The organism is Caballeronia sp. LZ003, from assembly GCF_031451465.1.
GTDB lineage: Bacteria > Pseudomonadota > Gammaproteobacteria > Burkholderiales > Burkholderiaceae > Caballeronia.
In genome coordinates this window covers 651,057-670,502 of the sequence record NZ_JARUXJ010000002.1, presented here as the reverse complement: position 1 = coordinate 670,502, position 19,446 = coordinate 651,057, and the positions used below count along the sequence as shown (strand labels likewise).

Below are 19,446 nucleotides of genomic sequence, written 5' to 3'. Positions count from 1 at the left end.
CTTCGACTTAGCGACGCAGGCCGCCGAGCGCGCCGCCGAGCGTCGTGGTGACGCCCGTCAGCAGGCCGCCCACGACGCCGCCGTTGGTCGAACCCGTGCTCGCCGTTGCGCCCACGCCAGCAGTGACAGTTGCCGTCGTGGTCGTGGCGGCGGCTGCGGGCGCGGTCGTCGTCGCGGGCGCGGTTCTTACGCCGCTTGCGACCGGCGCGAGCACCGTGCTGACCACGGTCGTGACCGGAGCCAGCAGCGAGGTCGTCGCAGGCGATGACGTCACGGTGTTGACGGTGCCCGCCACGGTGGATACGACACCGCTCACGACGCCCGCGACCGGTGTGGTGCCGGTTGCAGTCGTCACGCCGGTGACGGTGTTGCCAAGCGAAGTGCCGAGCGTCGTTGCCGGTTTGCCGCCGACGAGCGTGCCCGTGGTCGCGACCGTCGTGCCGACAGCCGAAACCAGCGTGCCCGTGCCGGACGTGACCGGATTCGAGCTCGCGGTCAGCTTCTGGCCGCCCGCGGCGAGGTTCGAACCGAGCGCAGTCAAAAGACCAGCGGCAGGTGCGCCGACACCGGTTGCCGTGCCGACGGTCTGCGTCGCGGTGCCGATCATCGAGGTGATCGGAGCGATGGCGGTCGTCGCTTGCGTCGTCAGTTGCTGGACAGGTGCGCTGGACAACGCGGCCGTCAGATTGCCGCCGGTTTGCGAGACCACGCCGCCGACACCGCTCGTGAGCGCGCCAACGGGCGTCGTGATGGCGGCGAGCGGAGCAAGCGGGCCGCTGCCGAGGCCCGTGACGGCGCTTCCGCCGCTCGTGACGGCATCGCCGAGTTTTTGCACCACGCCGCCGACGCTTGTCACGGTCGTGCCGACTGCGTTCGGGTTGGAGCCGAGCGAGCCGATGCCATTGCCCACGCCGTCGCCGAGCGTCGAGACCGCCGCGCCCACGTTTTGCACGACGCCGCCGAGGTTCTTGGTGGTGCCGTCGGAGAGGCCGGGCACTTTTGCACCGCCAACAGCCGTGCCGAGACCGGTGACGGTTTCGCCTGCGGCGGTCACGATGTTGCTAGCCTTGTCGACCACTTGCGCGACCGGCTGCGGCGTGACGGTGGGCGTGCCGCCGTTGCCACCATTGCCGCCGCCACCGCCTCCGCCGCCGTTACCACCACCGCCATTACCGTTACCGCCACCGCCGTTACCGCCGCCCGTACCGGTCTTGACCGTCGCGCCGACAGTACCGCCTGCGCTGGCTTCGATTGTCGTGGCGTTTGCGTCGGTGTTCGACGCGGTGCTGGTATCGCGTGCGCCCGTCGTGGGATGCTCCTGCTGCGTGCCGTCGGTCGAAGCGGTGGCAGCCGGATGGCTGGCTGCTCCGCCCGTCGATTTGTTGACCGAGCCCGAGCCCCCGCAGGCGCTCAACGCCAGAAGCAGGGCCACGGCCGCGGCTGCCCCGGTCATGCGAATGGTTTCGCCTTTGAGACTGGATGTCTTCATTTTTCTCTCAGATATATATTTTTGATTCGACGGCTATCCGAGGTAATTGCATCGAGCAAATACCGGTTTGAATGCCGCTTTTTAAAAGCACGTCATTTGCGCGCGGATGAAATCGGAGATTCGATTGCGCGTAAATAAACGCGCGCCGGCCTGCGGAATGGCTACAGGCGTGCACGGACCACCGCGACTTGTGATCGCGGTTCATCGACGGCAAGGCGCTTCCCGACGGAAATGGCGGGAGTACGACGTCCGGACTTAATGGACGGTCGCTAGCTTGGCCGTGATGCTGTTGAAAGTGGTCTCGAGTTGACCGGCAAGGCCGCCGACAGCGGTCATGATGCCAAGCGCAAGTACGCCGGCGATCAAGCCGTATTCGATGGCGGTAATGCCGCGCGTATCCTTGAGATAGCGCTTGAAGAAGTGCGTCATGATGATCCTCGGGTTCTACGTTTTGCTGTCTTCTGCCCGGTGCACGGGAGTCTTCGTCTGCATCGGTAGCCGCCTCTCTCAGTTGACGGATCCGAAGTTTGTGTGTGCGCAGACGCTTCGTCTAATGCCCAGGCCTCTCTAAGGCTCTGGTATTACTCTCGCCCGCTATGTCGGACGACTAGAAGTAACGGTTATCGAGTTCGGCATGCTGCTGGCGGAACCGCAACCTGACTTCATATTTTTGATTACGGCCGTCAACTTGAGGACATTAGGTTTTTTGTGGAAATTTTTGGACCGCATGGTTAACGCTTACTTCGTTTTTACCGATTAGCCGTTTTCAAAGACTTGTCTTGTTGTAAATCCTGTCTTTTGGCTTGAATCAGCCGATAAAACATATATCGGCGCGCGTTGATTTGGCACGTGCGTCCGAATTTTCTGTTTAACGCGGATATTCAAAAATGAAACGGCTTATATTCAGCTTGATGGGCGCTGCGCTGGTAACGAACGCAGGCGCTGTCTTTTCGGAAGAGCAAGAAGCGAGAATAGGCGATGCCGCCAGCGCGTGGTTTGCCATGCAGGCGCAGGGAAGCGCGTCGGCACCATATGAACCGATGCTCGGTGTGGAGGCGAGCGCCGCCCGTGCGCGCTACCTCAAAACCTTCGAAAAAGAGATTCCAGATCGGTTCGGATCGACGGTGAAAGACAGCAGCGCGTCGAACGGCGGAGGTTGAGCCTTATGGTTCACGGCGGGGAGAACCGGGCGGCGTCTCGTTGAGCACGGCCCAGAACATCCCCAGATCGCTGATCGCGCGGAAGAACTCGGCAAGCTCGACCGGCTTCACGACGTAGGCGTTCACGCCGAGTTCATAGCTGCGGATGAGATCGCGTTCTTCGCGCGACGAAGTCAGCATGACGACGGGAATGGTTTTCAGCGACGCGTTCGCGCGGATCAGCTGCAGCAATTCGAGTCCGTCGATTTTCGGCAGCTTCAGATCGAGCAGGATGACGGCGGGATTGCCCGGCACGCGTTCGCGCCACTCGCCATCGCCAAGAAGATAGTCGAGGCCTTCCTGGCCGTCACGCGCCACCACGATGTCGTTGGCGAGATGGGTCTTTGCAAGCGCAAGCAGCGTGAGTTCGAGATCATTCGGGTTGTCCTCGACGAGCAGGATCGGCTTGAACATCATGGTCTCTGCGGTGGCGGCTCGTGAGGGTGCGCGCATTATGGCGCAAGTGGCGTGTGCTTCAAACTGTTGTGCAACGTTCCGTCCGCCGTGTTTGCATAACAAGCGGCAAGACCCGGCAAATACGCCTCATATCAAGTTACTTTCGGTCAATATGACGGCCATAGCGGCGTCACGGATTGCATCGCATGCACGTTCTGCGTTAAAAGAAACGATGCCCGCCGAATCTGGAATCATTCTCAGACGAGCGCGGCCAAAGCAAGCATGCAAATCACGACTGGGAGACGGGGACAATGAGGGTTCGCGCAACTGTGCTGGTGGTCCGCCATGACGCGGTGTTGCTCGTCAGGCAACGCGGTGGCCCGTGGTATCTGCCGGGCGGTGAAGTAAGGCATAACGAGTTGGTGATGGCCGCGGCGATTCGCGAACTGCACGAGGGAACCGGCGCCGAGGCGAGCGCGGCGGCCTTTATGTGGCAGCACGTATCCGCGCAGCATCTGCACCACGTTTTTCGCGTCGCCATTCCAGCGGATGCTCGGCTGTTCACGAATCCGGGGCAGGGCGTCGACGAGGTGCGCTGGGTCAACATCCCCCTGCTGCACACCATGCCGGTTACGCCCGGCACCAAGGCGATCCTTGCACGCGCCGCCGGTATCAACGGCAGCGTGGGTCGTGCACCGCCGTGGGCGAACAAGGGTTTCGGCGCGGGCAGACCGGCCGACTTCTGAAGCCGGCGCGGTCCGCCCGCTCTCTGCATCACCTCGGGTTGCTCTGCACGAAGCTCCGGTAGGCCCAGTACGCGTCCTTCTGCGTCTTGCCGTCCGCTTGCAGCATGCCGTAGTTGCCTTCGCTGTCGTCGTATAGCTCGTACGCCTGGATCGACTGGATGTTGTACTTCGACGCCACGCTCACGAACTGCGCCATCATGTCGTTGCCCGTCAGATACGACGCGATCTGCTGATCCGAGCCATAGTTCGGACGCACGCCAAACTCGTTGATCCAGATCGGTTTGCCCATGTTGTGAAGCACGGCGAGCACATCGTGACAGCCCGTGCCGCCGCATGCGTTCGTGATGTCGCCTTCATTCGAATACCAGTGCCATGCGGTGATGTCCCAGCTAACCGTTGGATGGCCCCATGTGCCGTCAGGCTGCGAGCCGTCCGCGAGCATCTGGTAGAACGAGTAGTGCAGCCACGTTCCGCCAAGCACGATCTGTCCGCCGCTATCCACCGAGCGCACGCCCGCAATCAGGCCGCGAATGACACCGCGTGCAACTTGATACTGGTGGTTGTTGTACTGCTGCCAGAAAACGCCGTCGACGTTGCCATTCAGCGTATTGGCTTCGAGTTCGTTGGAGATCTCGTAGTACGGGTAGTGATACGCGTTGGCCGTTTGCTGGCCGAGCGTGAACGCGGCGTTGTAGGCGTCGTCTTCGCTGTTGAAGTCGATTCCCATCATCATCACGGGATACACCGTCACGCCGCCGTCGGCCATCGTCTTTGCAATGCCGGCGAGCTTCGTCGCGGATGCCTGGTTGTACACCTCGTTGCGATAAATCTTCGCGCCCAAATCCTGCAATTGCGACAACTGTTGCTGCGGGCTGGATGCGTCGTAGGCGCCGCCGCCGTTGTTGTGGCCGTTCATGCCGTAGAAAATAGAGCCATTGTTCGCGGCTTTCGACGTGGCTTTGAGCTCGGACGCGCTCTTGCCCGTGGCGGCATCCACCGCGCTGTCGCTGCTGCCGCCGCATGCCGCGAGCAACAGGTTCGTCGCGACGGCTGCAGCGATTACCGTGGCCTTAGGCGTGGCGAAGTAAGGAAAAACCGGAAGCGATGTAAGTTTCTTCATAAGAGTTCGGCGTACTAATGAAAGTATGGACGTCCATGCGCGAAAAGGCGCTTGCCGATGCTGCATGCGGCAGTATGGATGCCTCGACGACCGCCAACCACATGTCCCATTACTACGGGATGCGAACGGTCGTTAGCAGAACGAACGATTCGTTTCTGCAGTTGAAAAGGGGCTGACCTGCGCCAGACGGATAAACGTTGGCGGGCAACCGCGGCGGCAATACGTATGTGCTGATGCGGCTCATGCCTGCCGCTGCCCGACGGATGACAGCCTGTGAAGCGCATGTCTTCAAAGGCTCGTCGAAGGTCGTGCAAGACGGTCGAGGAGATACGCGCGAAGTCCGCCAGTCATGGCAGCCCGCCCGTGTACCGCACTGCAAACAGCAATGTTGCTGTTGAAGATTTACCGATTTTTCCGCTGCTTCGGCAAGGCTTGCCGAAACTCCTGCAGCGGTCGAAAGAGTACTGCCTCCAGAACTCGATGTAAACCGATGTCACATTTTTTACGCATTATTCCGTCACCGACCAGCCATTTTTGCTTGGTCATATCATCAGTTGGAAACTGTTAAATCCGGTAATTAATAAATCGGAAAACTAATCAATTTACCAAATGGCCGAGATGTATCGACATGGTTACATTTGAGAAACTGAATGATGCGGGAAAGAATCGTCATATTGCTTACATAAGCGACCGATAAGCTTCCCGGCGCTGTGAGACCTTCACGCGCTTTGCGGGAGCCAGATCATGTCGACTTCATCACGTCGCTACTTCAGCGTGGCGCGCTTCGCTATTTGCGCCTGCGCAATCGTTGGCCTGAGTGCCTGCGGCGATTCGAACTCGACCGACATCAAGCCGCCGGCATCCGTCTCAGCAGCCAGCAGCGAAGCGCCCACGACAAACGCAACGAGCAACCTTGAGGACTGGGCGAAACAAGCCACGTCCGGTGCTCCGGTGCAAGCCGAGCAAAGAGGTATTGCGCGGGCTTCATCGGAAGCGCTCGCAACCCCGGTGATCCATACGGTCGACTAGCATCCCTTCTACTTCCCCACTACTCAAATGACGAAGAACCGACGTGAATTTCTGCGCACGGCGATGGAGGCCGCAGGCGCAGCGGCAGCGCTCAACGTAATGCCGCTCGGCATTCGCCAGGCGCTTGCCATTCCAGCGAATCAGCGACATGGCTCGATCGAGGATATCGAGCATATCGTCGTGTTGATGCAGGAGAACCGCTCGTTCGATCATTACTTCGGAACCTTGCGCGGCGTGCGCGGATTCGGCGATAAAGCCGCCGTCACACTGCCGAATGGCAAGCCGGTTTATCACCAGCCTATCGCGGCGGGTGCGGGCGAAGTACTGCCGTTTCATCCGGGCGCATCGAATCTCGGCTTGCAGTTTCTGCAGGACTTGCCGCATGACTGGGTAAGCGGACAGGGCGCGTTCCATAACGGTCTTTACGATCAGTGGGTGCCATACAAAGGCACGACGACGATGGCGCATCTGCGTCGCGACGACATCCCGTTCCACTATCAACTCGCCGACGCCTTCACGATCTGCGACGCGTATCACTGCTCGACGAATACATCCACCGATCCGAATCGCTATTACATGTGGACCGGTTATGTGGGCAACGACGGCACGGGGGGCGGCCCGGTGGTCGATAACGCAGAAGCGGGCTACGGCTGGTCCACGTTTCCCGAAGTGCTGGAACGTGCGGGCATCTCGTGGAAGGTCTATCAGGATCAGGGCACGGGACTGGATTCGAAAGGTTCGTGGGGCTGGACCGACGACGCCTATATCGGCAACTACGGCGACAACTCGCTTCTCTACTTCACGCAATATCAGAACGCGCAGCCCGGCAATCCGCTCTATGAAAAGGCGCGGCGCGGCACGAATGCCGCCGCGGGCGACGACTATTTCTCCATTCTGAAAAACGACGTGCAGAGCGGCTCGCTGCCGCAAGTCTCGTGGATCGTCGCGCCCGAAGCCTTCTCCGAGCATCCAAACTGGCCCGCGAACTATGGTGCGTGGTACATCGATCAAGTGCTACAAGTGCTGACGTCGAATCCGGAGGTGTGGAGCAAGACGGCGCTGCTCATCAACTACGACGAGAACGATGGTTTCTTCGACCATATCGTGCCGCCGTTCCCGCCTTCATCGAACGCGAACGGTCTTTCCACTGTCGATACGAGTCTCGAGATTTTCCCCGGCAGCGCGAAGTATGCGAGCGGCCCGTATGGCCTCGGCGCACGCGTGCCGATGCTCGTCGTCTCGCCGTGGTCCAGAGGCGGCTGGGTGTGTTCGGAGACGTTCGACCACACGTCCGTGATCCGCTTCATTCAGAAGCGCTTCGGCCGCGCGCATGGACTGGCCGAGCCGAATATCTCGCCGTGGCGTCGCGCGATTTGCGGCGATCTGACCTCCGCGTTCGACTTCCGTAATCCCAACAGCAAGCTGCCGACGCTGCCTGCCACGACCTCTTACGTTCCGCCCGACAAGGCGCGTCATCCGGATTACGTGCCGCTGCCGCCCGTCGATCAGAGACTGCCCGTGCAAGAGCCCGGCGTGCGTCCGTCGCGTGCATTGCCTTACGAATTGTTCGTGCGCTCGAAGCCGGATGCATCGAAGGGCGCGGTGTCGTTCGACTTCATCAACACGGGCGATGCAGGCGCGGTCTTTTTGCTGTATCGCAATGCCAGTACTGCTGTTCCGCACACTTACACGGTCGAAGCGCACAAGCGCCTGTCGGATCGTATCGATGCAAACGCGGATGGCAGCTTCGACTTCGTCGTGCATGGGCCGAACGGTTTCTTGCGCCGTGTCGCGGGCAAGGCGAAGGCGCAACATGGCGGCTGGTGGTCGCACGATGACGCCGCGCCGGAAGTCGCGGAAGGCTACGACGTCGCTAACGGCAACCTGCAATTGAGGCTGGAAAACAAGGGCTCGGGCGCGTGCACCTTCAGTATCGTGAATGCCTACGATGCCGCGAAGACCATCACCAAGCGTGTGCGAGGCGGCGACACCGCGCAGCTGTATCTCGACTTGCGCAGCGCGCACGGCTGGTACGACATCGAGGTCAAGGTGGACACGGACAGCGCCTTTCTGCGCCGTTTTGCGGGCCACGTCGAAACGGGCAAGGACAGCCTGAGCGATCCGGCACTGGGCGGCTGATCGCGCCGACGCGCCGCGCGAACAGTCTCGCGCGGCGTTTTTCACGTTCGGGCATATCATTGCGTATCGTCTCCGCGATACCGCAACCATGAACCGACGCACCGCTCCACAGAATTCCGACTGGGTCCGCCATGCCGAATCATCGGCGGGCATCGAACGGATCGAAGCCTTTTTCGGCGGCAAGGCATACGGCTGGCATCGGCACGACACCTATGCCATCGGCCGCACCATGACGGGCGTGCAGAGCTTCAATTACCGGCGCGAATTGCGTCACAGCTTGCCCGGCCAGACGATGGTGCTTCATCCCGACGAAGCACATGACGGCCACGCCGGCACCGGCGATGGCTTTCGGTATCGCATGCTCTATGTGGAACCCGCGATGATCCAGGCCGCGCTCGGCGGTCGCGCGTTGCCGTTCATCTCCGGTGGAACGACGATGGATGCGCGCGTCAGCGCCGCCACCGAAGCGCTGCTCGCACAGACGCTGCGCGAACCGCTCGCACAAAACGATGCGCTCGCCGAACTCGCATTCGCGCTGGCACAAGCAGCGAGCGTGACCACCTCGCGCGACACGGGCGACTACGCAAGCGCCGTGCTGGCGAAGGACTTTCTGCACGCCAATTGCGATCGTATCGTCACGATGGAGGAACTCGAACGCGCGACGGGACGCGACCGCTACAGCTTGTCGCGCGATTTCAGGCTCTTTTTCGGCACGAGCCCTTACCGCTATCTGACAATGCGCCGTCTCGATGTCGCGCGCCGTCTCGTGCTCACGGGCGCATCGTTGGCGGATGTCGCCGCGAGCGCCGGTTTCGCCGATCAAAGCCATATGACGCGGCAATTCACACGCACCTTCGGCATGCCGCCCGCGCGTTGGCGGGCCTGTGTTAGTACGCGTTAGAGCTTGCACGATCGTTCAAGACCCTTTAGGTGTGACAGCGGTAGCCTTGAACGAATTCATCGTCAGGGAGCCGCATCATGCAAACACACGCAGCGACAGCCGAAGCTACACGTGGCCAGCGCGCCGCCATCGATCCATTAAAAAAAGCGCGTTTGATCGACGGCTTCTGGCAGCAACGCGTGATCGCTGAGATGAACGACTATCAGTTCAAGGTCGCGCGTCTGGAAGGCGAGTTCCTGTGGCACGCGCACGCCGATACCGATGAGACGTTCATCGTGCTGGAAGGCGAATTGCGCATCGACTTTCGCGATGGCGAGATGGTGCTCAGAGCAGGGGAGATGGGAATCGTGCCGAAAGGCGTCGAGCATAAACCCCATGCCGCGCGCGAAGTGAAGATCATGCTGATCGAGCCGCGCGGCGTCGTCAACACCGGCGACTCGCGAAACGAGCGCACGGTGCCGAACGACTTGTGGATCTGAAGCGAAAGCCGCTTAGAAGCGATACGTCACGCCGACCTTGACGATCGGATAAAAGCGCAACTTGTCGGCCTTGTCCTGCAAGTCCTGCTTTTCCTGATCGACGAAAGCCTGACCGGTGATCGCGACGACTTCGGCGGGCACGTCGTAATCGACATGCGGACGGCCAAAAGCCACGCCTGCATCGAAGAACGCGGAGAAGCCTTTCTGCGCCACCGGCGTGTGACCGAAGCCGATGCCGACATACGGGCGCACGGTCGGGAATCGCGCCTTCGCGTGAATCTGCTCGCCGGCCACGTTGTAGGTCGTGCCGTGATACGTGTAGGTGTCGGTCGGGCTCGTCGCGACGGCGTCCACGTTGTCGCCGCCGATCAGCGCGCCAGCGGTCAGGCGGAAGGCCACCGTGTTCGGTGCGGGAAAGAAGTCGAGATAAAGACCGCCGTGATAGATGTGCGCGGTGCCGTCGTAATGCAGCCCGCCCGCATTGAAGTTGTGCGAGAAGGCGATGCCGTTGAATTCGGCGCGCACGTTATCACGCGTGCCAAGCGGTTCCGAATAGCCGATACCCACGCCTTCGGTGCCGACTTGTCCATAGATTTCGCGTGCGTGCGCGAGAGGGGCGGAAAGCGCGGCGATACCCGCCGCAAGCGCGACCAACGTTTTCATCATTGCAAGAATTCCTTGAGGATAAGACCCGAGCGCGTCTGTGCGATATGGCAAGAATTGCGCCGGAGAGGCGGACGCCATGATTCACGCGGTCATGTCAGGAGACATCCGAGTTAACGGAGCGGTACAAGGAAACTTTAGAAAACGTTTGCTAACCTTATTCCTGACGTGTCGGCGAGGCCGGTTCCGCAGGCGCGGGAAGTATCGGCGGCAATGTGTCGAAGACGGGCGGCTGCGCTTTTTCTTCCGTGACTTCAGCAGCGGGCGCGGTACGCGTGACGGGTGAACGACGCGCGCGCGGTGCGTGCTGAGGCGTCTGCGCGGGTTTCGGCGCTTTCGAAAACGTCTCGGCAAACCACGTCTTCACACGCGTCGCCATGATGTCCCACATGCCCGGCACTTCCTGCGTATCGAAGCGTGCACGGGCATCGATCAGATGCGAACGCATCGCCCGTTGCGTGAAGTCGCCGATCATCGGCAATGCGCTATGTGCGCCTTGTCCCCAGTAATCGCTACGCAAGGTCACGCGGCTGTCGTTGAAGCCGACCCAAGCGCCCGCCACGAGTTTCGGCTGCATCAGGATGAACCAGCCGTCCGCGTTGTCTTGCGTCGTGCCGGTCTTTCCCGCGACGTCGCCGCGAATGCCGAAGCGCGTGCGGATCAGCGTGCCCGTGCCGCGATTGATGACATCGCGCATGACGTCGACGAGCTTGCGCGTGGCATCGACCGACAGCGCGCGTTCCGGCTTGCTTTCGAATTGCGCGAGCACCTCGCCATCCTTGTTCTCGATGCGCGTCACGAGCAGCGGCTCCATGTAGTTGCCGTCGTTGGCAATGGTGCCGTAAGCCGCCACCATCTCCTTGAGCGTCACCGGACTCGTGCCGAGCGCAAGCGAAGGCACCACGTCGAGATGACTTTCGCGCACGCCCATGTCGCGCGCGAGTCGCGCCACGCGCGCCGGGCCCACCTGCTGCATCAGTTGCGCGGTGATGCGGTTCTTCGAATACGCGATGCCGTCGCGCAGACTCACCGGCCGGCCGCTTGGCGGCGAATCGTCGGTGGGACGCCAGGTTTCCTCGCCCTTGATGGGAATCTCCACCGCCTGATCGATGATCGTATCCGTGGGCTTCGAGCCGCGCGCGAAGGCCGCGCCGTACACGAACGGCTTGAATGTCGAGCCCGGCTGACGGCGCGCCTGTTGCACATGATCGAACGGGTCTTGCGTGAAGTCGCGGCTGCCGACCCACGCCTTGATCTGCCCGTTGCGCGGATCTAGCGCTAAAAAGCCGGCCTGCACGCGCGTCTTGTTCTCGCATAACGCCTGCATGAACGTGCGATTCGCGCTAAGGCTCTTGATGACGTCGGCGTCGTTCGCTCCGCCATCGCGCGCCACGTGATACTCGCTCGTCTCGCGGATGAACGCATGTGCAAGGTCCGCGTTCGCATTCGCGCAGCCACCGCGCCCGCCCCAAGCCGCATTGGCGATGGACTGCAACTGATTGCCTTGCCACGTAAGCGATTGCGTGGCCATCGTCTGCAAACGCGAGTCGAGCGTCGTGCGCACGACGAGACCATCGGAATAGATGTTGAAGTCGTTGTCGTCGGCCCACGCGATCAGCCACTTGCGTAACTGTTGCGCGAAATGCGGCGCGCGTCCCGGCTCCTCGGTCTGACGTTCGAAGTCGATGCGCAACGGCTTCTTCTGCAACGCTTCGAGCTTCGCAGGCGCGAGATGGCCGAAGCGCACCATCTGCCCGAGCACGATATTGCGTCTGTCGAGCGCGCGTTCGGGGTTGATCACAGGGTTGTAGTAGCTGTTGCCCTTCAGCATGCCGATAAGCGTCGCGCTTTCGAGCACGTCGAGTTCGCTCGCGGATTTATCGAAGTAAGTGCGTGCGGCCATCTCGATGCCATACGCGTTATACAAGAACGGCACCGTGTTCAGATACGTTTCGAGAATCTCTTCCTTCGAATAGACCGCTTCGATCTTGAACGCGGTGATGGCCTCCTTCACTTTGCGCGTGAGCGTCTGCGAGCGGCCGATGTCATCGGGATAAAGATTGCGCGCGAGCTGCTGCGTAAGCGTGGAACCGCCCTGTTTCTGGCCTTTGAACGTATGCAGCGCGGCCGATGCCGTGCGTCGCCAGTCAATACCATGATGCTCATGAAATCGCCTGTCTTCAGTTGCGATGAGCGCGTCGATCACTTGCGGCGAGACGTCTTTGAGGCTCACCCATTCGCGATGCGTTGGCTTGAATTCGGCGAGCAGCTTGCCATCGGCGGAATAGATTTGCGCGGGTTGATCCACCTTCGCGCGGCGCAGGTCGCGAATGCCGGGCGTAAAGGGAATCAGCACCAGCACATAGAGCACGAAAAGCGCGGGCAATAGCAGCAGCGTGCGCACACGCGCATGCGGGCGAAGCTTGACGGCAAGGCGAACGAGGAATGCGCGCGCCAGGGCTTTGAATTCAGAAGCGGTCACGAAGATACGGCGGGCTTGCGAAGAAAACGTGCATCGTAGCGTATTCTTTCTACACCCTTGCACAAGCGCTTTTTCCGCGACTTTCCAGAACGAGCCGCATCATGCCGAAAATCGATCTTGCCAATGTGCCCGAGCACCAAGGCTCCGGCTATCCACCGCCTTACGATCAACCATGCGCCGCGCGCATCCGTCGGCGTCTTGGCGATGCTGGCGGCTTGACGGACTTCGGCGTGAATCTGATGCACTTGCCGCCGGGAAGCTGGTCGAGTCAGCGTCACTGGCATTCGCACGAGGACGAGTTCGTATATGTGCTGCAGGGCGAACTCGTGCTGATCGAAGACGAAGGCGAAACCATGTTGCGTGCGGGCGATTGCGCCGCGTTCGCTAAAGGCACGGGCAACGGGCATCACATGATCAACCGGTCGCGGGAAATGGCGGTGTATCTCGAAGTCGGCTCGCGCGCGTGGCCCGATCTCACCACGTGTTCCGACATCGACATGATGAGTGCCAACGCCGATGGCCGGTTCGTGCGCAAGGACGGCTCGCCGATCGAAGCGTAGTCGTATCTGCTCAAACGGTCGTAGAATGAATCACCGTCCGCGATGACGTGATCACTCGAATATAACGATCCGGAGACAGCATCATGCGACGTTGCACTGCAGCAGGCTTGACCCTTTCCCTTTGTTTCGTCGCGGTGCTTGCCGCTTGCGGCGGCTCATCCGACGATCACAACGCATACACGAACGCGCCGAAGATCGTGATCGACTCCGACTTCAACACCATGGGCGACGACGGCCAGCTCTTCGCCATGACCACGCAGTTGATGGGACAGGGCAAGGTGAATCTGCTCGGCCTGTGCGTGGTGACGGGCAATGACTGGTTGCTGCAAGAAGAAGCCGATGCGTTGAAGGCCGTCGAACGCATGGGCGTGCAGAACAAAGTCGGCGTGTACGGCGGCGCGGATTATCCGCTGCAATACGATGTGACGAGCATCCGCGCGCAGCAGGCCGCGAATCCGAACGGATACTTCGGCGCGTGGTCGCGTCCCGAGCCGACTTCGCAAGCGCAGCTCACCGCGCCGCCGGACGGCTTCGCAACCTCGACCAAGCTACAGACGCAAGCCGCCGCCGACTTTCTCGTCGACACGATCAAACGTTATCCACATGAAGTGACGATTCTCGAAGTCGGGCCGCCGACCAATCTCGCGACGGCGGTGCAGAAGGCGCCGGAGATCGTGCCGCTCATCAAGCAGATCGTCTACATGGGCGGCGCGATGAACGTGCCGGGCAACGCCAATGCAGTCGGCGAGCTCAACTGGTGGTTCGATCCGCTCGCGGTGCGCACGCTCTTGCAGACGTCGATTCCGCAAACTGTCATTCCGCTCGATGTGACCAACACCGTGCCGTTGACCGAGAGCATCTACAACCAGATCGTCAACCCGCCGACCGGGCAGACGGCCGTGACGAAGGCGTATGCAACCGTGAATGCGGGTGCGTTCGCATCGAGCACGGATCTCTACGACACGCTGACGATCGCTTACTTCAGCGATCCAACTTACGCGACGCAGACTCAGAGCGCGTACCTGGATATCGACACGACGCCCGGCGAGGATCAGGGTCATGTGCGGGTGTATCCGGACACGCCTGCTGCGGGGGCATCGCCGCAAAAGATCACGTATGTCACGAAGTTCGATAATGATCGATTCTTCAAGCTGTACGTGGACTTGCTGACGAGGCCGGTGCCAGTGGTGTTTCAGTGAGCGGTCTGGCTTCGAAGCTCGCCTGAACACGGCGACAAGCAAGCGCAAATTTTTGTAAGGCTCGCGCGTCCTGACTTTTCAAGTGCAGGTCGCGCGTGTATCGTCTGCTGCCCGAATTAAACGATTTTTTAAACGTCGTTCGCGTTCGGTAATTCGAGTCCGCTTCCATGTGGACAGATACAACAGCAACTAAAGCAAGACATGGAATTCGATAACAACGAAGGCATCAAGGGAACGGTTACGACTGCGGCAGCGGCTGGCTTGGATAAGGATATGGCCGCTTTTGTCGGAAAGAACGTGGAGTATTACGCGGGCAAGTGGTCAGCCAAGGACAAAAATGGAAACATTAAGCCGACGTGGAATGTCGCGGCGTTCTTTGGCGGTCCCGTATGGTTTGCGTATCGCAAGATGTACTGGCAGGCGGTCGCGGTCTTCGTTGGCGGCACGTTTCTGAACCTGCTGCTCGGCTTGATGAGCGATTCGCTTGGCGAGGTGTCGAGTTACGCATTGATGTTCGCGTGGGCTTTTTCAGGCAACTTGATTTATCGCGCGCATGTCGAGAAAGCAGTCGAACGGATCAAGGCTGAGGTGTTGCTGCCGGGCGAGCGCGCAGAGCAACTGAAGCTGCGCGGCGGAACGAGCGCGATGGCCGGCTGGATAGCGTCGGCAGTCTCTCTCGCGATTCTCATCTTCAGCGTCTGGTCGATGATCGGTGCTGTCTGACCGTAGGCGCCGAGAAAAACGGCCAATCATGCCGGATCAGCCGCTTCGCCCCTAGCCTCTAAACCAGGTCAAAGATAACTGCAAACATAATCCAGCGTCTCGACCACTTCTATATCGAAGCGGCTCTTTCCCGGCACCGAGAAAGACTCGCCGGCGCCGTAGGTCTTCCATTCATCGCTACCTTGAAGACGGATACGGCATTGGCCCGCCTGCACTTCCATCAGTTCCGGCGCATCGGTGCCGAAGTCGAGCGTGCCGGGCAGAATCACGCCAAGCGTCTTCTTCGAGCCGTCGGCGAAAAGCACCGTATGCGAGACGCACTTGCCATCGAAATAAACGTTCGCGCGCTTGATGACGGAAACCTGATCGAATTGCGATGCTGCGCTCATGGCGATGAATCCTCGAATGATGGTGGTCCGCCATCATACAGAAGCGCCGCCTGTGTACGCGTCAGCGATCGCTCCACGGCGCCATTGCCTGAAACACGCCGTCGCGCCGGACGAGCGCATGAAACAGCGCCGCCGCGAGATGCACGACGATCAGCGCGAAGAAGCAAAGCGCCAGGTACTTGTGCGCGTCCCAAAGCAGCGAATGCAGCGAGTTGCTATGCGGAAGAATGGAGGGCAATCGCACGCCGAACACCACGACCGGATAATCCGCCGCCGACAACATGCCATAGCCGATGAGCGGCAAGCCGATCATCAGCGCATAAAACGCGAGATGCGAGAGGTGGGCGGCGAGCTTCATCGGCTCCGGCATATTGGCGGGCAACGGTGGCGCGCCGCGCAAGAGCCGCACGACCAGCCGGATCAGTGCGAGCACGAGAATCGTCACGCCGAGCGGCTTGTGGATCGACACCAGCGTGAGATAGTCGGGCCGCACGGTGGACACCATGCCGACGCCGATGAACAGCATTGCCAGAATGCAAATCGCCATGAGCCAGTGCAGCGCGCGTTGCAGGGGCGAGAAGCGTGTGTGGATCGTGCTCATTGATTCGCTCCTTGCGCCGGTTGATGCGGATAGTCCTTGTCCTCGGCGGTTCTCCGGTTGAACGACACCGAATAGGCAGCCGAACGCGCGGCAGGGAACGGATCGTCGGAAACGTGCATGCCGGGCGGAAGCACCACCGGATCGAAATTCAGATCGCGGCATGGGCCATCCGGCTCGGCCTCGATCGCGGTGACGACCAGTGTGCCCGCTTCGACCTTCTGGCGATCGTCCGGCCACGCCTTGCTCGGGTCCGCCGTGGGGTCGCCGGGATTGGCCACCGTCACGACCATGGTCCAGCGTTGCGGCCCGCTCTGCACGCGCTGCGTGATGTCGGCATCGAGAAAGTTCGCGCCTTTCTGCTTCAACTGATCGCCCGTCAAGGTCTCGGGCTTGGCCACCGGCACGAACGACCAGCGCACGACGCGGTCTTGCCCGGAGGCGTCCGTGAAGACGAAGCTATTGAGGCTGTTGTACTGATCGTCCGCGAAGGAGCCGGTGAACGGCGCGCTCGACGCCCATTTGCCGAATGCGCCGATCTCCGGATGCGCGGCGGCGAACTGCTTCATCGCGTCGGGATCGTCCTTGCGGGCGGATGCGCGCTGCAGTTCATAGAACGCTTCCGGCGTGGCGACGGGGAAGAAGGGCGCGTCGATCATCGCGGAGCGCCACTCGCTGTGGTCCGGCATGATGATTCGCAAGCTCAGTCCGCGCACGCGCGCCGATGAATCGGCGGTCTTCGGGTCGGGCGTCGCAAGGTTGAATCGGCCGGTCACGGGGTAATTGCCAGGCGCGAAAAGCTGCGCCTTGGATAGCGAAGCCGCGCCGCCATTCGACTCGAAGTTGCCCGTGAAGCAGATGCCCTTCGCATGGTTGCGTCTGAAGCCGAGCGCGGGTCCGCCCGGTGGCGCGAGGCTATCGACGATCTTCGCAGGCGTGAGTCGCGTAGGCGACAGCCAGCCGGCGGTGTACGCGAACGCGGCGACCACGACGGCCACGACGATAGCGATAAGAATGAGCGGGCGTATTGGGGATGCGGGTTGTTCAGCCATCGGATTCTCTCGATCGGTGGTTTGGCTGGCCCCTAATTTAACAGCAGAAGAAAAACCGCGCCTGAATCCTGCACAGTCGCGGCTCGAGCGCCATGCAAAAGACATCGGCACCTTTGAAGTGTCGATGTCTCGTCTATCCAAGGTCGCGTTATTGCAGGTTATTGCGCGTGCTTTGCGGCGTCCTCGATCACTGCGGCCACCTTAACCGGCTGCGATTCGTACACCGAGTGGCTCGCGCCCGGAATCACGGTCATGTGGCTATGCGCGCGCTCGTAGTACCAGCGCTCCAGATCCGGATTGATGATCTTGTCCGCGCCCGCGACGATGCCCCAGCTCGGCTTCGTGGTCCACGCAGCGGACGTGAGCGGCTCCGAGAAGACTTTCGCTGCGGTCAGCATTTGCGAATGCGCTTCGAAGGTCGCTTCCTTTGGAGAAAGATCGGCGGCAAAGTCCTTGGGGAACGCGGAAGGATTCAGGAACGTATAACCGTCGCTTGTCTTCTCGATCGCGCCGGCCTGCTTGGAGGTGAAGCTCGGCTTGCCCTTGCCGAGCGTGCTTTCGTCCTCGCCGACATTCGGCGCATGCGCGGCCACGTACACGAGTCCGACCACATCCGGATGCTCGCCTGCCTCGGTGATCACCGAACCGCCATAACTGTGTCCGACGAGGATCGTCGGTCCGTGCTGCAAGTCGAGCACGCGCTTGGTGGCGGCGACGTCGTCATCGAGCGAAGTCAGCGGCTCCTGCACGATACTGACGTGGTAGCCGTCCTTCTTCAGAATGTCGTAGACCGGCTGCCAGCCGGAACCGTCGACCCAGGCGCCGTGCACGAGCACGATGTTCTTCACGGGCTTTTCGACTTGCGCCATGACGGGCGCCGAGGTGAGAAAAGCGGCGGATACCGCGAACATCGCGGCAGCGAGCAACAGGTTTTTCATGTGGAACTCCGAGTGGCATTCAGTACGCGTGTGCGGTCCGGCATGACGCAGTGACCGGCGCCAGACCGCTTGGCTTTAGCTGCCGAAATACGGCACGCAGTAGTCCGCGGGGCCGACGCAGTTTCTGGAAGCGGCGGACACCTTCGAGCCGCTGGCGGACGCACCGGTCAATGCCACGCCGCCTACATCGCTCGTGCCATGCGTCGCCGCGTAGCTCGCCGCGACCTTGGCTTCGGCTGCCTGGATGTCTGCGGGGTAGGTTGCGTCGTCGTTCACTGCGGGCTTGTACCCGGCCTTCTCCAGGCGCACGAGATCGGCGCGCACTTCGGCGCGCGTCACCGGCTGATTCGACTGCGCATACGACATGGCGGGAGCGGCAACGGCGCTGACTGCGAAAGCGAGACTGACGAGAAACTTGTTCATGGTGATACTCCTTTAAAGGCTCGGCGTTTCCGTGTGGAGCCGAATGACGTAATGGACAGATGGCATTACTTAGGAAGCCGATTCACTGGCTTCGCATACGATGAGGTCGTCTGCTTGAGCGGTGAGGCTTTCGTTGCTGCGACCTTGGAGTAACTTTATGTCCGGATGCGCGGTGAGCCTATCCCTACGTGCGTTCGCTCATGCGGCCGTTAGAGATGACGCGCCTAAACCTTTGCATGAGTAGTCGGCACGGCGTCGTTGCCTGCGCCGAATGGTTAGGCCGCGCGTATGAAGCGGTATGAGACGCAAGGTTAAGCGGCTCATACGAAGGTATTAGACCGGCTTCGTCTCATACATAAATATGATTTTCACGTCCGATGCTTTTACTTAACATGGCATCACGGTCGACGGCCCGCCGCCTGGTTTATCGCCGCCACCGCACACTAGGCCCGAGGACTTTGTTGCGTGTTCAATAACCCAGTCGTTTCGATCATCGACGATGACGAATCCGTCCGCATCGCGACCTCAAGCCTGGTTCGCTCGCTTGGCTGGGAGGTTCGGCTCTACGACTCCGGCGAAGCGTTCCTGAATTCGGGTTCGATCGCGGATGTCGCGTGTATCATTTCGGATGTCCAGATGCCAGGCATCTCGGGCGTGGAGATGTACCGCAGACTCGTCGATCGCGGCGTCGCGCCACCTATCATCTTCATCTCCGCGTTCGCTTCGGACGCCATGCGCAAACAGGCGCTGGAGGTCGGCGCGCTGTGCGTGCTCGGCAAGCCTGTCGACGGCGCACAGGTAATGCACTGTCTCGACGACATCCGGGCCAGCGGCGCTGGCGCTCATCCTTGAAGTGGCCCGCTTTCCGGGCTCAGGCTCTCTCGTCCTATGAAAGATCCGCGCAATGTGAATCTGGGCAGT

General features: G+C 60.9%; 21 protein-coding genes. 10 read left to right on the top strand and 11 right to left on the bottom strand.

The features are described from left to right. Positions 1-7 precede the first annotated feature (7 nt). Positions 8-1,489, bottom strand: a complete 1,482-nt coding sequence (locus tag QCE79_RS17690) for a collagen-like triple helix repeat-containing protein (RefSeq protein WP_250467765.1) — start codon at positions 1,487-1,489, stop codon at positions 8-10. Between the two features lie 255 nt (positions 1,490-1,744). Continuing rightward, positions 1,745-1,918: a Flp family type IVb pilin gene (locus tag QCE79_RS17685; protein WP_244831914.1), complete on the bottom strand. Its 174-nt coding sequence runs from the start codon at positions 1,916-1,918 to the stop codon at positions 1,745-1,747. A gap of 482 nt (positions 1,919-2,400) precedes the next feature. Here QCE79_RS17685 and QCE79_RS17680 point away from each other — a divergent pair, with 482 nt between their 5' ends. Then, positions 2,401-2,649, top strand: a complete 249-nt coding sequence (locus tag QCE79_RS17680; RefSeq protein WP_309846415.1) for a DUF3613 domain-containing protein — start codon at positions 2,401-2,403, stop codon at positions 2,647-2,649. A gap of 3 nt (positions 2,650-2,652) precedes the next feature. On the opposite strand, the gene QCE79_RS17675 is transcribed toward QCE79_RS17680, so the two are convergent. Further along, positions 2,653-3,102 carry a response regulator gene (locus QCE79_RS17675; protein ID WP_250494053.1) on the bottom strand — a complete coding sequence of 150 codons (450 nt, stop codon included), beginning with the start codon at positions 3,100-3,102 and terminating at the stop codon, positions 2,653-2,655. A 293-nt stretch (positions 3,103-3,395) separates the two neighbouring features. Between QCE79_RS17675 and QCE79_RS17670 the strand changes: the two genes are divergently transcribed. After that, a complete protein-coding gene (locus tag QCE79_RS17670) occupies positions 3,396-3,830 on the top strand; it encodes an NUDIX domain-containing protein (protein ID WP_250493819.1) in 435 nt (144 codons plus the stop codon). A 28-nt stretch (positions 3,831-3,858) separates the two neighbouring features. On the opposite strand, the gene QCE79_RS17665 is transcribed toward QCE79_RS17670, so the two are convergent. Next, positions 3,859-4,950 carry a lipopolysaccharide biosynthesis protein gene (locus QCE79_RS17665; RefSeq protein WP_309846411.1) on the bottom strand — a complete coding sequence of 364 codons (1,092 nt, stop codon included), beginning with the start codon at positions 4,948-4,950 and terminating at the stop codon, positions 3,859-3,861. A 744-nt stretch (positions 4,951-5,694) separates the two neighbouring features. Here QCE79_RS17665 and QCE79_RS17660 point away from each other — a divergent pair. The 4 genes from QCE79_RS17660 to QCE79_RS17645 all read left to right on the top strand — a co-directional run bounded on the left by QCE79_RS17660 (position 5,695) and on the right by QCE79_RS17645 (position 9,498). Further along, a complete protein-coding gene (locus tag QCE79_RS17660) occupies positions 5,695-5,979 on the top strand; it encodes a hypothetical protein (RefSeq protein WP_309846409.1) in 285 nt (94 codons plus the stop codon). 27 nt (positions 5,980-6,006) lie between these two features. Further along, entirely contained in the window at positions 6,007-8,118 is a 2,112-nt protein-coding gene (locus QCE79_RS17655; RefSeq protein ID WP_309846406.1) for a phosphocholine-specific phospholipase C, read from the top strand. 88 nt (positions 8,119-8,206) lie between these two features. Continuing rightward, the gene (locus QCE79_RS17650) at positions 8,207-9,019 is read left to right on the top strand and encodes an AraC family transcriptional regulator (protein ID WP_309846404.1); all 813 of its coding nucleotides are present in this window, start codon (positions 8,207-8,209) and stop codon (positions 9,017-9,019) included. Positions 9,020-9,096: 77 nt separating this feature from the next. Then, entirely contained in the window at positions 9,097-9,498 is a 402-nt protein-coding gene (locus QCE79_RS17645) for a cupin domain-containing protein (RefSeq protein WP_244831906.1), read from the top strand. 12 nt (positions 9,499-9,510) lie between these two features. Here the strand turns inward: QCE79_RS17645 and QCE79_RS17640 are convergent, their stop codons facing one another. Both QCE79_RS17640 and QCE79_RS17635 read right to left on the bottom strand, forming a co-directional pair. Continuing rightward, complete coding sequence (locus QCE79_RS17640; protein ID WP_244831905.1) at positions 9,511-10,164, bottom strand: hypothetical protein; 654 nt, start codon at positions 10,162-10,164, stop codon at positions 9,511-9,513. Positions 10,165-10,318: 154 nt separating this feature from the next. Further along, a complete protein-coding gene (locus QCE79_RS17635; RefSeq protein WP_309846398.1) occupies positions 10,319-12,643 on the bottom strand; it encodes a transglycosylase domain-containing protein in 2,325 nt (774 codons plus the stop codon). Positions 12,644-12,744: 101 nt separating this feature from the next. Here QCE79_RS17635 and QCE79_RS17630 point away from each other — a divergent pair, with 101 nt between their 5' ends. The 3 genes from QCE79_RS17630 to QCE79_RS17620 all read left to right on the top strand — a co-directional run bounded on the left by QCE79_RS17630 (position 12,745) and on the right by QCE79_RS17620 (position 15,125). Beyond that, complete coding sequence (locus QCE79_RS17630) at positions 12,745-13,203, top strand: cupin domain-containing protein (RefSeq protein WP_244831903.1); 459 nt, start codon at positions 12,745-12,747, stop codon at positions 13,201-13,203. 83 nt (positions 13,204-13,286) lie between these two features. Next, positions 13,287-14,402: a nucleoside hydrolase gene (locus QCE79_RS17625; protein WP_309846394.1), complete on the top strand. Its 1,116-nt coding sequence runs from the start codon at positions 13,287-13,289 to the stop codon at positions 14,400-14,402. A gap of 201 nt (positions 14,403-14,603) precedes the next feature. Further along, positions 14,604-15,125, top strand: a complete 522-nt coding sequence (locus QCE79_RS17620) for a DUF2628 domain-containing protein (protein WP_309846391.1) — start codon at positions 14,604-14,606, stop codon at positions 15,123-15,125. Between the two features lie 68 nt (positions 15,126-15,193). On the opposite strand, the gene QCE79_RS17615 is transcribed toward QCE79_RS17620, so the two are convergent. The 5 genes from QCE79_RS17615 to QCE79_RS17595 all read right to left on the bottom strand — a co-directional run bounded on the left by QCE79_RS17615 (position 15,194) and on the right by QCE79_RS17595 (position 18,525). Further along, positions 15,194-15,514 (bottom strand): pyrimidine/purine nucleoside phosphorylase, encoded by a 321-nt coding sequence (locus QCE79_RS17615; protein ID WP_250467757.1) that lies wholly within the window; start codon positions 15,512-15,514, stop codon positions 15,194-15,196. A 61-nt stretch (positions 15,515-15,575) separates the two neighbouring features. Then, entirely contained in the window at positions 15,576-16,115 is a 540-nt protein-coding gene (locus QCE79_RS17610) for a cytochrome b (protein ID WP_309846388.1), read from the bottom strand. Then, entirely contained in the window at positions 16,112-17,164 is a 1,053-nt protein-coding gene (locus QCE79_RS17605; protein WP_309846386.1) for a catalase family peroxidase, read from the bottom strand. Before QCE79_RS17605 ends, QCE79_RS17610 begins: the two co-directional genes overlap by 4 nt. A gap of 158 nt (positions 17,165-17,322) precedes the next feature. Continuing rightward, positions 17,323-18,102, bottom strand: a complete 780-nt coding sequence (locus tag QCE79_RS17600; protein ID WP_309846382.1) for an alpha/beta hydrolase — start codon at positions 18,100-18,102, stop codon at positions 17,323-17,325. 75 nt (positions 18,103-18,177) lie between these two features. Beyond that, complete coding sequence (locus tag QCE79_RS17595) at positions 18,178-18,525, bottom strand: DUF4148 domain-containing protein (protein WP_244831897.1); 348 nt, start codon at positions 18,523-18,525, stop codon at positions 18,178-18,180. Positions 18,526-18,990: 465 nt separating this feature from the next. Here QCE79_RS17595 and QCE79_RS17590 point away from each other — a divergent pair, with 465 nt between their 5' ends. Beyond that, entirely contained in the window at positions 18,991-19,377 is a 387-nt protein-coding gene (locus tag QCE79_RS17590) for a response regulator (protein ID WP_309846380.1), read from the top strand. The last annotated feature ends 69 nt before the right edge of the window (positions 19,378-19,446 follow it).